This is a genomic window from Sphingorhabdus sp. M41 (assembly GCF_001586275.1).
Taxonomy (GTDB): Bacteria; Pseudomonadota; Alphaproteobacteria; order Sphingomonadales; family Sphingomonadaceae; genus Parasphingorhabdus.
Window position 1 is genome coordinate 797,440 of record NZ_CP014545.1, and the last position, 15,061, is coordinate 812,500.

The 15,061-nt window shown below is 54.8% G+C and carries 13 protein-coding genes (1 of these 13 cut by a window edge); 8 read left to right on the forward strand and 5 right to left on the reverse strand.

Features of this window, described 5'->3' with window-relative positions; all coding sequences use genetic code 11:
• Positions 1-11: 11 nt before the first annotated feature.
• The 4 genes from AZE99_RS03855 to AZE99_RS03870 all read left to right on the forward strand — a co-directional run bounded on the left by AZE99_RS03855 (position 12) and on the right by AZE99_RS03870 (position 6,348).
• Complete coding sequence (locus tag AZE99_RS03855) at positions 12-1,997, forward strand: NACHT domain-containing protein (protein WP_156472094.1); 1,986 nt, start codon at positions 12-14, stop codon at positions 1,995-1,997.
• A gap of 438 nt (positions 1,998-2,435) precedes the next feature.
• The gene (gene acnA, locus AZE99_RS03860; protein ID WP_067198243.1) at positions 2,436-5,120 is read left to right on the forward strand and encodes an aconitate hydratase AcnA; all 2,685 of its coding nucleotides are present in this window, start codon (positions 2,436-2,438) and stop codon (positions 5,118-5,120) included.
• Positions 5,121-5,167: 47 nt separating this feature from the next.
• The gene (locus AZE99_RS03865) at positions 5,168-5,821 is read left to right on the forward strand and encodes a carboxymuconolactone decarboxylase family protein (RefSeq protein ID WP_067198244.1); all 654 of its coding nucleotides are present in this window, start codon (positions 5,168-5,170) and stop codon (positions 5,819-5,821) included.
• A complete protein-coding gene (locus AZE99_RS03870) occupies positions 5,818-6,348 on the forward strand; it encodes a VOC family protein (protein WP_067198246.1) in 531 nt (176 codons plus the stop codon). The genes AZE99_RS03865 and AZE99_RS03870 overlap by 4 nt, the downstream gene beginning before the upstream one ends.
• Here the strand turns inward: AZE99_RS03870 and AZE99_RS03875 are convergent.
• Positions 6,345-6,983: a TetR/AcrR family transcriptional regulator gene (locus AZE99_RS03875; RefSeq protein WP_082788228.1), complete on the reverse strand. Its 639-nt coding sequence runs from the start codon at positions 6,981-6,983 to the stop codon at positions 6,345-6,347. The two genes, AZE99_RS03870 and AZE99_RS03875, sit on opposite strands and share 4 nt — an antisense overlap.
• Before the next feature lie 160 nt (positions 6,984-7,143).
• Between AZE99_RS03875 and AZE99_RS03880 the strand changes: the two genes are divergently transcribed.
• The 3 genes from AZE99_RS03880 to AZE99_RS03890 all read left to right on the forward strand — a co-directional run bounded on the left by AZE99_RS03880 (position 7,144) and on the right by AZE99_RS03890 (position 11,764).
• The gene (locus AZE99_RS03880) at positions 7,144-8,718 is read left to right on the forward strand and encodes a DUF389 domain-containing protein (RefSeq protein ID WP_082788229.1); all 1,575 of its coding nucleotides are present in this window, start codon (positions 7,144-7,146) and stop codon (positions 8,716-8,718) included.
• A gap of 79 nt (positions 8,719-8,797) precedes the next feature.
• Entirely contained in the window at positions 8,798-10,177 is a 1,380-nt protein-coding gene (locus AZE99_RS03885) for a DUF4139 domain-containing protein (RefSeq protein ID WP_067198250.1), read from the forward strand.
• Positions 10,178-10,180: 3 nt separating this feature from the next.
• Positions 10,181-11,764, forward strand: a complete 1,584-nt coding sequence (locus AZE99_RS03890) for a DUF4139 domain-containing protein (RefSeq protein ID WP_067198252.1) — start codon at positions 10,181-10,183, stop codon at positions 11,762-11,764.
• A 1-nt stretch (position 11,765) separates the two neighbouring features.
• Here AZE99_RS03890 and AZE99_RS03895 read toward each other — a convergent pair whose 3' ends face one another.
• Both AZE99_RS03895 and AZE99_RS03900 read right to left on the reverse strand, forming a co-directional pair.
• Complete coding sequence (locus tag AZE99_RS03895) at positions 11,766-12,182, reverse strand: acyl-CoA thioesterase (protein ID WP_067198253.1); 417 nt, start codon at positions 12,180-12,182, stop codon at positions 11,766-11,768.
• Positions 12,175-12,501 (reverse strand): hypothetical protein, encoded by a 327-nt coding sequence (locus AZE99_RS03900; protein WP_231862686.1) that lies wholly within the window; start codon positions 12,499-12,501, stop codon positions 12,175-12,177. Before AZE99_RS03900 ends, AZE99_RS03895 begins: the two co-directional genes overlap by 8 nt.
• A 92-nt stretch (positions 12,502-12,593) precedes the next feature.
• On the opposite strand from AZE99_RS03900, the gene AZE99_RS03905 reads away from it, so the two are divergent.
• A complete protein-coding gene (locus tag AZE99_RS03905; RefSeq protein WP_067198258.1) occupies positions 12,594-13,022 on the forward strand; it encodes a CBS domain-containing protein in 429 nt (142 codons plus the stop codon).
• A 9-nt stretch (positions 13,023-13,031) separates the two neighbouring features.
• On the opposite strand, the gene AZE99_RS03910 is transcribed toward AZE99_RS03905, so the two are convergent.
• Together AZE99_RS03910 and AZE99_RS03915 are read right to left on the reverse strand one after the other, a co-directional pair.
• Complete coding sequence (locus AZE99_RS03910; RefSeq protein ID WP_067198260.1) at positions 13,032-13,835, reverse strand: sugar phosphate isomerase/epimerase family protein; 804 nt, start codon at positions 13,833-13,835, stop codon at positions 13,032-13,034.
• Positions 13,836-13,930: 95 nt separating this feature from the next.
• Positions 13,931-15,061, reverse strand: the 3' portion of a protein-coding gene (locus tag AZE99_RS03915; protein WP_443027803.1) for a lipopolysaccharide biosynthesis protein. The gene runs 381 nt beyond the window's last position; the window shows 1,131 of its 1,512 coding nt (coding positions 382-1,512); the start codon falls outside the window, past its right edge; the stop codon is at positions 13,931-13,933.

Here is a 15,061-nt window from a genome sequence, read left to right on the forward strand (position 1 = left end):
GTATATTGAGGATGCAAAAATTGTTTAGAGAAATTGAAAATTTAGATCAGATTATACTGATATTGAAATTTGTTGGAGCATCGCTAGCGATATTATTGGTCACGGGACGTATTGCCTACTATTTAGGTATGCTGAAAGGTTCATTAAGAGCTAGGAGGCTCGAAAAAGAACTTTCGGAATCTCCCTTTGAGGGGCCATTTTCCGATAAAGTATTGAAGTCAGCTGTTCGGAATTATATTCAACCAGATTGCTCGCCTACTGATCCATCGCATGAATCAGATCTTCGTTATACTGTAGATATTCGAGAACAGCTATTCAGTGTCGTTGACAGATATGTTCAGAACGATGGGCGGCGAAAACACCTAATGATTTTGGCAGATTCCGGGATGGGTAAGACCTCGTTCTGCTTAAATTATTTCCATTATTATCGCAAAACAGGAAAGCATCATGTGGCCCTGATCAATCTTTCTAACGGGGACGATATTAGCAGATTGGGTTTAATCAAAAACCAAAATAAAACCGTTTTGATCTTGGATGGCCTTGATGAGGACGCGAAGGTTCTAGAAGACTTTAACGGACGAATGACCGAAATTCTAATGAAATCAAAGGATTTCATGATGGTTATCATTACATGTCGATCGCAATTTTTTCAGCATAAAGACCAGATACCGGTCGATACTGGGGTGTCCTTATTTACGCCTAGAAAGGCGGGCGAAGACAGAAACTTCAAAATATATCATATGTATCTGATGCCGTTCAATGAACGGCAAGTCGATCAGTATATTTCTCACCACTTTCCTCGCTATAATTTTTTTAATTATCGAAACCGGGCGAAGTCGTTCGATATGATCGATAAGGTTCCGGAGCTAACAGTAAGGCCAATGCTATTGGAATTGCTACCCGATCTCGTAAAAGAAAAATCGGTCATGAAAGAGCTCTTTGAACTATATCGATATATGATCGATAAATGGTTGGAGAGAGAGAAGTCGTGGATACCAAAAGAAATTTTATTCGGTGTTTCGGTGCAGCTCTCCGTGTACATATATGGCAAGCAGCTTGCAGGTGAAGGTGATCGAGTTACACTTGATGAGTTGCACGTGATAGCCGCAGATCACGGTGTCGATACTGATTACTGGCGTCAGTTATCGGGCAGGTCATTATTGAACCGGGATGGAGATGGGAAGTTCAAATTTTCTCACCGGTCAATAATGGAATTTTTCTTCGTACAAGCGGCCATACAAGGAAATACCGAGTGCTTTCAAATCGGTTGGACAGATTTGATGCGAGAGTTATTCGTGAGCTGGGGACACACTGATAGAGACCTTGAAAGTATTGAACAGGCACGTGCGATTCTTAGATCTAATTTGTCACAAACGGGCCTTATACCTTTGTCGGAACCTCCGGTAGGCCCTGGTTTTGTTACAAATAAGGATTTGGATGCTTTGTCGTCTTCGACCGGCCCGGCTATTGGATTGCGTCGATCAATCAGCCCTTCATGGCGATTGGATAGTCTATTGATCTCAACGGAATTTGATCAAACCAAAGTCTTTGATATCGAGTATGACTTAGAATGGTCTATACCCAGAATCGATGTTAGTGAAGTGGATGGAGTTGAAATTAACAACATTAGAAAAGTATCCGACCTACAAAGATTGGAAAATGGTGATTATGAATTCCGGTATCCATCTTACGCTGAATTCATAACGTTAGTTCGGGCGTTAAGTGCCGCGGGAAAGATTGATATTTTGAGCAAGCGGGTATTATACTACCTTGGCGATAAATGGGGTGATAGAGAGCATATGTTGGTTGCTCTACAACCTGGGAACGTGGCTCCAGAAATGATGCGACAGATAGATGTAGATAGATCGGTGGAGGGAACCGATCAGCAAGTCAGCACTTACCTCGCTAGTGTTTATGTCAATCCAGCCGCATTCAATGGTGTGAAAGCAGTCGGTATCCGAGTGAAGGTTGAAGCTCAGTTGTCCCTCGCTGTGTAAATCGGGTTTCAGTCCGTCAGCACGCGGAGGGATTAACGTCCGCGTTCGCTTCCAGTGAATGCCGACGCTAGCAATCGTCTAACCAGGTAAGTAATTGAGCCGATGCTATTTTGTTAATTGCTATTCGTGGTAATGCTTTGGGGCGTGTTCCCCTTAGCCCCCGTCGTTGTTTTCAAAATCGTGAAAGAGGTTCAAGATGACGAATGGACGTTGTCCGACGGCGGCTAGGTCAAACTAAGGTCCAAAAAATCGATTTGAGGCGATGGACCGCAATCGAAGATTGTCTAGTAAAGTGGATTGTCCACATTGCGGGATTATCATCCATAAGCTAAAGCCCACCCGAACAACCGAATCCCACCTCCGCCACGGCCCCAACCGGCAAGGCACTCCCCGTAGTGTGGGTTTCAAAAATATAGAAACGAAAGGCCACACTCCACCATGACAACCACCGGCAAAGACTCACTCGGCACCCGCTCGACGATGACCGTCAACGGCACCGAATATAGCTATTACTCCCTCGCAAAAGCGGCGGAAAAGCTCGGCAATATCGACAAGCTGCCGTACACGCTCAAAGTGCTGCTGGAGAATATGCTGCGGTTCGAGGATGGCGGCTTTACCGTGGACGCGAAGGACGCGCAGGCGGTGGTTGACTGGCAGAAGGAAGCCAAGAGCGCAGCGGAAATTCAATATCGTCCGGCCCGCGTGCTGATGCAGGATTTCACCGGCGTTCCCGCCGTGGTCGATCTCGCGGCGATGCGCGACGGGATCAAGGCGCTGGGCGGCAATGCCGAGCAGATCAACCCGCAGGTGCCGGTGCATCTGGTCATCGATCACTCGGTGATGGTCGACGAATTCGGCACGCCGCAAGCCTTCGAACATAATGTCGAGCTGGAATATCAGCGCAATATGGAGCGTTACGAATTTCTCAAATGGGGCAGCAAGGCATTTGACAATTTCTCCGTTGTGCCGCCGGGAACCGGCATCTGCCATCAGGTGAACCTGGAAAATATCGCCAAGGCGGTCTGGTCGTCGAAGGACGCCGAGGGCAATATGGTCGCCTATCCCGACACTTGCGTCGGCACCGACAGCCATACGACGATGATCAACGGTCTCGGCGTGCTCGGCTGGGGCGTGGGCGGGATCGAGGCGGAAGCCGCGATGCTCGGCCAGCCGGTATCGATGCTGATCCCCGAAGTGGTCGGCTTCAAATTGTCCGGCAAGCTGGCCGAGGGCATTACCGCGACCGATCTGGTGCTGACCTGCGTGCAGATGCTGCGCCATGTCGGTGTGGTCGGCAGCTTTGTCGAATTTTACGGTCCCGGCCTGAAGGAACTGTCGCTCGCCGATCGCGCGACCATCGCCAATATGGCGCCGGAATATGGCGCGACCTGCGGCTATTTCCCGATCGACGAAAAGACACTCGAATATCTCGAACTCACCGGCCGCAGCGCGCAGGATATCGCGCTGACCGAAGCTTATGCGCGGGAGCAGGGCTTCTGGCGCTATGACGAGACGACCAAGGACGCGATCTACACCAAGACGCTGGAACTCGACATCAGCACCGTGGTGCCGTCGCTCTCCGGACCGAAACTGCCGCAGCAGCGCGTGTCGATGGCCGAGCTGGACGAAGAGTTCAACCGCGACCTCAAGAAGGTCTTCGGCGTCGATGATGACGGCAAGCGGGTGGACGTCGACGGCAGCGACCAGGGCTTTGCCCATGGCGATGTCGCGATTGCCGCGATCACCAGCTGCACCAACACCTCCAACCCGACGGTGCTGATCGCCGCCGGTCTGGTCGCGCGCAAGGCGCGGGAACGCGGGCTGCAGCGCAAGCCATGGGTCAAGAGCTCGCTGGCGCCGGGATCGCAGGTGGTCACCGACTATCTCGACAAGGCGGGATTGTCCGAGGATCTCGACTATCTCGGATTCAACCTGGTCGGCTATGGCTGCACCACCTGTATCGGTAATAGTGGGCCACTGCCGGCGCCGATTTCCAAGGCGATCAACGAAAATGATCTGGTTGCCGCGTCGGTGCTGTCGGGCAACCGCAACTTTGAAGGCCGCGTGTCGCAAGACGTGCGCGCCAACTATCTCGCTTCGCCGCCGCTGGTTGTCGCTTATGCGCTGAAGGGCACGGTCCGCGAGGATATGTATGAAACGCCGATCGGGCAGGGCAGCGACGGCACCGACGTCTATCTGAAGGACATCTGGCCGACCAACGCCGAAGTGACCGACATGGTCAACAGCTTCGTCAACCGCGAAATGTTCGAAAGCCGCTATGCCAATGTCTATGACGGCGACGAGCAGTGGCGTGCGATCGACGTCACCGGCGGCGACACCTATCAGTGGCGCGCCGGCTCGACCTATGTTGCCAACCCGCCCTATTTTGACGGCATGACGATGACGCCGGAGCCGATCAGCGACATCATCGAGGCGAAGACGCTGGCGCTGCTGGGTGACAGCATTACGACCGACCACATCTCGCCAGCAGGCGCGATCAAGGAGGACAGCCCTGCCGGAGAATATCTGAAAAATCATCAGGTTAGCAAGCAGGACTTCAACAGCTACGGCTCCCGCCGCGGCAACCACGAAGTCATGATGCGCGGCACATTTGCGAATATTCGTATCAAGAACGAAATGGCCGACGGTAAAGAAGGCGGTTACACCAAATATAATGGCCAGATCATGCCGATCTACGACGCCGCAATGAAGCACAAGGCCGACGGCACCCCATTGGTCGTCATCGGTGGCGAGCAATATGGCACCGGCTCCTCCCGCGACTGGGCGGCAAAGGGCACCAACCTGCTCGGCGTCCGCGCTGTCATCGTCGAAAGCTACGAGCGGATCCACCGTTCGAACCTCGTCGGCATGGGCGTTCTGCCACTGCAGTTCGGCGAAGGCACCGATCGCGAGATCCTCAGCCTCGACGGCAGCGAAAGCTTCACCATCAAGGGTGTAGCCACGCTGAAACCGCTGCAGGAAGTCGAAGTCGAAATGACCCGCGCCGACGGCACGACCTCGACCTTCAAGACGATCTGCCGGATCGATACCGCCAATGAAATGGAATATTTCCTCAACGGCGGCATCCTGCAATATGTGTTGCGGAACCTCGCGAAAGGCTAGAACGCCACGCCAAATTGTGCATAGTCGGGGCATAGGAGAGAGACTCTATGCCCCGACTGCGCGAAATACCCCGGTCAGAGGTGACCGACGACTATGTTCTCGGCCTCTACAATATGCTGTTCGGCGATCGCGATCCGGTGGCAGAACCGGGCACGGCGACCGGTACGCCGGGCAACTGGTGGACCGTCTTTGCCCAGGTCCCCGACGCTTTCAAACATACAACCGAGGGCTTCGGTTTCTACCGCTCTCCCAATCGCAAGCTTGATCCGAAACTGCGCGAGCTCGGCCAGATCCGCGCCGGCTATGTGGTGGGATCGCAATTTGTCTATTCCCAGCACAGCAAGGCGATGCGCTTCGAAGGCTATTCCGAGGAACAGGTCACGGCGATCCCAAACTGGCAGGTCGCCGACTGTTTCAGCGATGTCGAGCGCGCCGTGCTCGCTTACACCGATTGCCTGGTGCTGGAGCGGGGCAGGGTGCCCGACGGCGTCTTCGCGGCGCTGAAAAAGCATCTGGGCGAAGTCGAGATACTCGAGCTCACCTACATCACCTGCACCTATATGATGCACGCGGTGATGAGCCGGGCGCTGAAACTGGAATTTGATGATGTGGCGGAACGGGTTGTCGAAGTGCCCGCTCCCGATGGCGCGACGGCCGATGTCATGGGCATGGTCGACAAGCGGAAGGACGCGGACCAATGAGCTATCACCATCTCGCCCTCGCGGCGAAAGACATGAAAGCGATCCACGCATTTTACGAAGGCGTGATGGGCTTCGAACTGGTCAAGGTAGAGATCGCGCCGGTCATGGGCGGTGGCTGGGGCAAGCATTTTTTCTACCGGATGGACGGCGACGACAGCCGGTTCATCGCCTTCTGGGAATTGATGGATACGCCGGGCGAAGACGGATATAGGTTCGATCTCAATGAAGCCGCGGGAACACCGCAGGGCACGAACCATTACAGCTTTGCCGTCAATACGCCCGATGAGCTCATTGTCTGGCGCGAAAAATGGAACGCTGCCGGTCTCGACGTGCTGGAGATCGACCATAATTGGTGCCACTCGGTCTACACCCGCGATCCCAATGGCAATATGGTTGAATTTTGCCTGACCACCGGCAGTTTTACTGACGAAGACCGCGACCGCGCCCTGGCCGCGCTGGACGAGACGAAAATGAACCCGTCTCCGCCGCCCGCCATGATGAAGCAATGGCTGGCGAAAAACGCCTAGCCGGCGACGTGCAGTTCCGGCTTTTTGATAGCCCGGCCATTATCGGCATGCAAGCCCTTGAAGATGGTGTTGACCACGATCCGGAGCCGCTCTTCGGTCGCCAGATGCATCATCTGCATCATCAGCTGCGGATTGCAAAAAGGCTGCATCATGGTGTTGACCAGAGACACGACGGCATCAAGCTCCAGCCCCTTGAAATAGCCTTTTTCCATGGCTTCGGCGAGAATTGACGCCATATAGTGATCGGCCAGATCGACATAGCCCTTGATCACGTCAAAATGTTCGTTCCCGAGTTCCATATAGGATTCAAACAGTTCGGGATCATCTTCATACCGGGCCCGTTTGATGACCACACGTTTGGCGAAAAACTGATAGAGCTTCTCCTCAACCGGCATGTCGGCGGACACCAGCTCCTCCATGATCACCAGCAGTTCGGCAAACCATTCCCCCGCCATGGCCTCTGCCAGCGCGTCCTTATTCTCGAAGAAGCGATAGAGATTCGATGGCGACATGCCGACGGCTGTCGCGAGATCGCTCATGGTAAAGCTGATTGCGCCTTTCTCCTGGATCATGCGGTCTGCGGCGGCGATTATTCTCAAGCGCGTAGCGGCGATGTCGGTCTCGGGACGTGGCATGATGTGGCTCCCCTCCAGGATCCTTGGCGCGGCATTATAGCCGCTGCGATCTATATAGGTGATACAGTTTTCTGATAAAAGACGGAACCTTTCATTTTTCAACTATATCAAAGCTAATGTTTGTCTATTCGCGAACATTTTTCGACGCTAAAGCAGCATTATGACAGAAGATCAGGTTCCCCCGGCCAGTCCGGAACAGTCAAAGCCCAACCCGGCATCCGGCCCATTCTCTCCGGTTATCGGCAGCATCCGGTTGTTTCGCCGTTGGTGGCGGATAGCGGTGCGGGCAGATGTCGACCAGCAAGCGGTCATTGACAAGGTGCGCGAGGACAGCGGGTTTACCCCCCATTTCGCATTTATGACCTCAATGTCGGCTGGTATCGCAATATTGGGCTTGCTGTTGTCGTCTCCGGCAGTGGTCATCGGGGCCATGCTGCTTTCGCCATTGATGGGACCGATAATGGGGGCGGGTTTTGCTCTCGCGGTCGGTGATTCCGCGTGGCTGAAGGAGAGCGGAAAGGCGATCCTTCTGGGAACCATAATTTCGATCCTGTTTGCCGGGCTGGTGGTGACTTTGTCCCCTCTGCAAACCGTCACCGCCGAAATCGCGGCGCGCACACGGCCGAATCTGTTTGATCTGTTGGTTGCCCTTTTCTCTGCGCTGGCCGGCGGCTACGCGATGATCCGCGGACGGATGGGAACGATTGTCGGTGTCGCTATCGCAACGGCGCTGATGCCACCGCTTGCGGTTGTCGGCTTTGGACTGGCGACGTTTAACTGGGCTGTATTTGGCGGCTCGCTGCTGCTGTTCTTCACCAACCTGATGACAATTGCGCTGACCGCGACCGCCATGGCCTGGCTCTACGGTTTTCGATCCTACCTGTCCGAACGCCAATCGCAGTTTCAGATTGCAGCGATGGTAGTGGTCTTTATCGCCCTTGCCATCCCGCTTGGCCTTTCGCTGCGGCAGATCGCCTGGGAAGCCAATGTTTCGCGGTCGGCCAATGGCTATATCAAGGATCAGTTTGGCAAGCGCGCAAGCGTATCGCAAATTGAGATAGATTTCGACGCAGACCCGATCCTCATCAACGCCACGGTATTCACGCCGAAGATTCTCGCTGGGGCGGCTGAACAAAGTTCGAGAGTCTTGAGCAGAAACTTGGGAAAGCCAATCTTCGTGAATGTAGAACAGTTCAAGGTGGAAACGGGAGAAGATGCAAATTCAGCGGAACTTGCCGCGGCAAAAATGCGCGAGCAGGCCCAGCAAGCTGAAATTCAGGTTACCCGGCTGCGAGAAAATCTTGCCTTGATCGCTGGCGTGTCGGTGGATGACGTGACGCTGGATACCAGCAAGCGGCGCGCCATGGTCGTTTCGAAGGTGCTGACAGGTGCGTCGCTTGCCTCCTATTACGCGCTTGAACAGCGGGTTGCCGCTGGAGCGAAAGGCTGGATAATAAGGTTGCAGCCGCCAGCCATTGCCTTGCCGGAGTTGAAGATCACCGATGGTGCAGTCGACCCGGCGTCGAGCAACGATCTGGATCTGACAATCTGGGCATCCGAACGGATAGGCTTGCCGTTGGGCATTAGCGGGATCGCTGCCAACAGAGCAGTGGCAAGGGAAGTCTTGAAAGCCAATAATATTTCCGTTGCTCAGGAATCTGAGACGGCAATCCCGGGTTCTGCTGTAAAATTGCGCTGGCTGGCCCCGCCAGAAAGTTCAAGTTCGTCGCAATAGATGTTTTCGTCGCAATAGATGTTTAGGCGAGGTTCATTTTCAGTGCGTTAGCATCCGGATTGAATAGGGGAGAGACAATATGCGGCCAATTGTGTTCACGGGATTATTGCTGGCAACCGTTGCCTCCCCGGCGATAAGCCAGTCTTCGGGACAGGGTGATGTCTCGGTTACCATCTACAATGACAATCTTGCGCTGGTGCAGGATATTCGGCAGCTGAATATTCCGACCGGTCGATCGGTCCAGGATTTCCCCGGCGTCTCGGGGCAGATTCGTGCGGAAACCGTCGGGTTCAGCGCCGCCAATACCGGTATTATCGAACAAAATTTTGATTATGACCTGCTGTCTCCTTCCAAGCTGATGGAAAAGGCGGTTGGCGAAACGGTTACGATTGTACGGATCAATCCCGCTACCGGCGCAGAAACGCGCGAGCGGGCCAAGGTGCTGGCAGCCAATGGCGGCGTGGTGCTGCAAATCGGCAGCCGGATCGAGGTGCTCCGCGATGACCGTCTGCCGACGCGGGTGATTTTTGACAAAGTCCCGAATAATTTGCGGGCCAGGCCCACCTTGTCGGTGACCCTCAATAGTTCGCGTGCCGGAACCCGCCCGGCGCAGCTCAGCTATCTGACTTCGGGCATGGGCTGGAAAGCCGACTATGTGGCCCTGTTTGATGAAAAGGCAGGAAAGATGGATGTGCAGGGATGGGTGACGCTAACCAACAATACCGGCACAACCTTCGACAATGCCAAAACTTTGCTGGTCGCCGGGACGCCGAACGTGAATGGTCGAAGCAATTATCCGTCGCGGACCAATATCCGCAGTGCCGGAATTGAATCGGCCGACCGGGAATCGCTTGGTGACTTCTATCTCTATCCGCTGGCGGCGCGCACGACGATCGCCAATGCCCAGACCAAGCAGGTCAGCTTTCTCGATGTAACCGGTGCGCCAGCGCAAAAAACCTATGAATATACCAATCGCTGGCTCGGCTCGCAAAATGAACCGCAAAGCGCGGCAACGGTGCTCGAGTTCAGTTCGTCCAGTAATGGCGGGCTGGGTGATGCGCTGCCAGCCGGGACCGTGCGGGTCTATATGAAGGACATCTCCGGCCAACCACAATTCATTGGTGAAAACAGTATCGGCCATACGCCGATGGGATCGGAACTCGGATTGAAAACCGGCGAGGCCTTTGATGTGAAGGTAAAGGCGACGGTATCGGAACGGCGGCGATTATCACCGAACAAATGGCGTACCAGCATGACCTACGAACTCAGCAATGCGCGGCCGGGCGCCGTGACAGTCTCGCTGATCCAGGATGGACTGGATTTCTATTGGGACGACACAAGAATCGTCGACGAGAGCATGAAAAGCGCTCGTCGCTCTGCTGATAGCGTGATCTGGAAAGTGCCGGTCCCCGCAAATGGTCGAGAGACGGTGACCGCGGTGTTCGAGACCCGGTTTTAGATCATGATGCAACGGGCGCTCTGCGCGATCCTTTGCGTGATATGGACGGTTTCAGCGAGTGCCCAATCCGATATCCCGCGCCAGATTGTGACATCGGACGCTCCCTCTTCTGTATCGGTCACGGTTTACCGCAACCCCGATCGTAAGGCTGATGATGGCATGGATCTGAATTATCTCGGTGGTTATGCTCTGATCACCGAACAGCGGACTGTGTCTCTTCCCGCTGGGGAGATTGATCTCCGTTTTGAAGGTGTGGCGGGCGGGATCATCCCGCAATCGGCCATTGTCACGGGATTACCGGACGGAGTGATCGAGAAGAATCGGGATGCAGCGCTGCTGTCTCCTTCGGCTCTGCTCAACGGCTATCTTGGGCGCGGAGTAACGATCCGCCGAACCAGCGCAGCGACAGGTGAAACCCGCGAATATGAAGCGCAAATTCGTACCGATGCCAGTGGTGGCATGGTGGTGCAGACAGGAGAGGGGTTCGAGGCCCTGCAATGTACCGGCCTGAATGAAACGATTGTCTATCCTTCCATTCCTCAAGGACTTTCAGCAAAACCGACGTTATCGGTGAAAAGTTTGGTGGCGACGCCTGCTCGGGCAACCGTGACCTTGTCCTATCTGGCGAGCGGCTTTGACTGGCAGGCCAATTATGTCGCCGAAATTGCGGATGATGGCCGGACCATGAATCTGTTTGCCTGGGTTACCTTGGCCAATGGCGACGAAACCTCCTTCCTTGATGCGCAGACTCAAACCGTAGCGGGAAGTCCGAATAAAGAAGATGATGACACTGCTGCTGGTTTCGCTGGAGGAGAAATTTCCCTGCGCTGCTGGCCGCAGGATACGACCAGCGATGTCGCGGTGCAGCAATTTGACCGCGCGCGCAGCGAAGCCCGATATATGGGCAAAGCCATGCCCGCTCCGATGATGGCGATGGCGGATGAATCCGATCAAATGGTCATGGTCACGGGCAGCAGGATGATGGCTAGGCAGGAAGATCTCGGGGATTTGAAGCTTTATCGAATTCCGCTTCCTGTCACATTTGCATCGCAAAGCCAAAAACAGGTCGCGATGTTCGAAAAAGAAGCCGTGTCTTTCGAGCAAGTCTATCAGGGCGAAATTTGGGCCGGTAGAGCTGCAGGCAGCCGGCCTCTGGAGACAATGTTGCGCTTTAAAAATGACGAGCAGAACCAGTTGGGATTGCCATTGCCCGCTGGTAATCTGGTTGCCTTCAAAACGGTGCAAGGGGCACGGCTCTTGCTCGGCGAAGGCAATGTCGGCGACAAGGCCATTGGCGAGGAGGCTGAAATCGTGATCAGTGAAAGCCCGCTGGTGCGCTATGAAGTTGAGCAACTGGATGCTGAGGATATCGAGAATCGAAGCCGTCTTCGTTTCAGGCTGAAGATAAGCAACGCGTCGGATTTACCCGCGATGGTTGAAATTGCGATTGATGCCGATGATGATGAAAAACTGGGCAAACCCAGCAGCCGTCTGTCTCGCAAAAATGGAATGGCGCTTTGGCGCGTCACAGTCCCGGCGGGCAGCGAAAAAAGTCTGACTTACGCGGTAAAGCGTTCAGGCAACTGATTCAGCCCAGATATTTTTTCTTCGACTCTTCCGGAATCACTCTGGGATGGTGATTTTCATCCAGCGCGACAAAAGTGAACAAGCCGCTGGTCACCGGCACTTGCTCTTCATCCAGATTCCGCGACGCAATCACATTCAATCGTATGGCAATGGATGTCCGGCCGATCCGTTCCACTCGTGCGTAAACCGATATCAGATCGCGAGACAGGATTGGTGCGATAAACTCCATGGCTTCGATGGCCACAGTTGCAGTCGATCCGCGCGCGACTCTTGCTGCCATGATACCGCCGGCGATATCCATTTGCGACAGCACCCAGCCACCGAATATATGACCATTGTTGTTCAGATCACGGGGCTGTGGCGCCACGCGCAATACCGGCTGTACCTTGGTCAGCTCTTTCAACTCATCATTACTCATCGGGGGAGATATCCTTTGAAACCGGGTCGTCGATTGATTCATCATGGCCGGATTCACTCGACAGGAATACCAGGCCCATCAGGGCCGCCATCAACATAAGGGTGAGCGCAACGCCGCCTGCTGTCGCGATATACATATGAATCGAGAGCCAGCCGTGCAGGTAGAAAAGAATGGCGAAGGCAACCGTGATGCAGATCAGCGTAAAAACCGCCATGGCCCGCATCAGTCGCCAATAGCGAGCCCAGGCGATGCTGGCATAAAGCGGATCATCAAGGCGCGAAGGCTGGGGCAAGGGGGACTCCGTTAGTTTCAGGTGCATTGGACGGGAATCCTGTTACCATCAAGTCCAATGACTTTCAAAAATATGCTATAGACATGCATTAAACAGAAACAGGACCGAGGAGAGGCACTATGACCATTCAATCGATTTTGCAGATACGCAGCGGTGAAATATATAGCTGCACTGCCGATATGTCGGTTTCGCAAGCGGTCGAGATTTTGGCAGAAAAGCGCATCGGCGCTCTGCCGGTGCTCGATGGAGAGCGGATCGCGGGTATATTCTCCGAACGCGACGTGCTCCACTGCCTGCGGAAATATGGCCATGCCGCGATGGACCATGTGGTAAGCGACGTGATGACAGCGGACGTTATTTCCGTTGAGCGCACGAAAAGTGTCATGGGTGCCCTGTCATTGATGACAAAAAGACGAATTCGTCACTTGCCGGTCGTTGAAGGTGGCAAACTGGTCGGATTTGTCTCGATTGGTGATCTGGTGAAATACCGGATCGACAAAATCGAAAGCGAAGCCGCGGCGATGCGGGACTATATCCAGTCTGCCTAGTTTCCAACCTTAGAGAACGGGAATGCCGTTCCGATTCAGATATGCCAGACTAGCCTTGCGCACCGCAATTGCGCGGTCTGTCGCATCCGGGAATTGATCCCGATAGACTTTGGAGCGGACTTCAAGGCTGAGCGCTATATCCGGCGGTAGCATCTTTATAATATCGGCCACAGGCAGCGCTCCTTCGCCCGGACAACTGCGCAAATCTATCGCATCCTCCAGATAAGATTCGAAATTGCGATCGCAGCCCAGATTGCCATCGCAGATTTGCGTATAAGGAAGCAAAGATGCTTCCAATCCTTCCAGTTTGTCCGGTCTATGGCTCGCCCGCTGGAAGTGGATCGTATCGATCAGCAGCGCTGCGGCCGGATGGTCGGCCTTGCGGATGATCGCAAGCGCCTCATCCATCGACTGCACTGCGGTGATCATCAGGAACTCCAGTGCCACCCGCATGCCGCCGGGAACCGCCCACGCGCATAGCTGGTGCAAGGCTTCGGCCGTCCTTCCCTGATCCGGTTCCGAACTGACAACCAGCACATTGGCGGCGCCAAGGTCTATTCCTGCATCAATGATCCGCTTGTGCTCATCGTTCAGCTTTGCGCCCTCCGGTATCCACACGACTTCGACATCCAGCACCGATAGCTGATGCGCCCGGATCGCGTCGAGCGTTGCTCGCCGGACCTCTGGCGACCATTTTTCGGGCTCGATAGTGAAGCCGACATGGCTGAACCCCGCCAATCCTGCAGCTTGCGCCACTTGTTCCGGTTGAAATTCGGGCAATGTGCCCGCAGCGAGTGATAAGATATGAGCCATCGTCCGAGACTGGTCTGTTCATCGCGTTTCGACAATGGGCATTTTAATCAGGCGAATGCCGCAGCACCCAATGGCGGAGATTGCCGCTATTCGTCTTATATGGCCTCTGGGCCAAATGATGCAGGGCTCGGTTCCGGCGGCTTGCGACGGACAATCAGCCGGATCATCTCCATCAGAGTCGGCCTGGCCAGAATATATAGCAGCCCGACATAGGCGGCTCCTCCGGTCGCGACCAATAGCGCCAAACGGACGTAGACGATCATCTCCGGTAGCAACTGATCCACGATGTAGACAATGGCGGCCATGGCGATGGAGGCGGACAGGCCCGGCCATACAGCCTTGCCTATCTCCCACGCGGTAATGCCGATATGGCGGTTCGATTGTGAGAAGGTGAAAATCGTCAGTAGCGGGAAGGCGATGACCCAGCTCCAGGCCAGACCGTAAACACCATATTGGATGCCGATCAAAAAGGAGACCGGCATCAGGATCGCGCCAAACATGTTGGTCCGGGCGGTAATTTGCGGGCGGCCAAGCGCGTTATTCGCCGGGGTGAACAATATCTGCAGCGTCATCATCGGCATCGCCAGGGCCAGTATCGCCACGAACGGAGACATATCGGTCCACTTGGTGCCGAACAATGTTGCAACCACCGGATAGGCGGTAACCGCCAGCCCCAGATATATCGGGCAGGAAATCAGCATGATCAGCCGAATCGCCTTGAGAAAGGACCAGGCCAGAGCGCGCGGGTCCGACTGCAGCCGCGAATAGGCCGGAAAGGCTATCTCGTTCAGCGGCGGCACGAATTTCGCGGCGAAAATCGTCGTCAGGAACAGCGCCTCTGCATAGAGGCCAAGTTCATGCGGATCGAGATAGCGGCCGGCGATAAAAATATCGGCTTGGCTCTGGATGGTCCAGAAGAGATGGCTAGCGAGCAGGGTCGCGCCGAACCCGAACATGGCGCCGGCGCCTTTGAAATTGAACGTGGGCAATATGTAGAATTTGACCGCAATGACGAGGCAGATCGCCCGACTCCAGAATATCGCCAGCGGCGCATAGACCAATGTCCATACGCCATAGCCATTATAGGCAAAATAGAGGGCAGTGACCGCACCGACCACGGCCGAAACGAGATTGATGATCGCGGGCTTCTTGAATTCGAGGTCGCGGGTAAGCAGCGCCTCGGGCAACGCCATGAACGGAGTCGCGAGAAAGATAAGCGCCTGGAC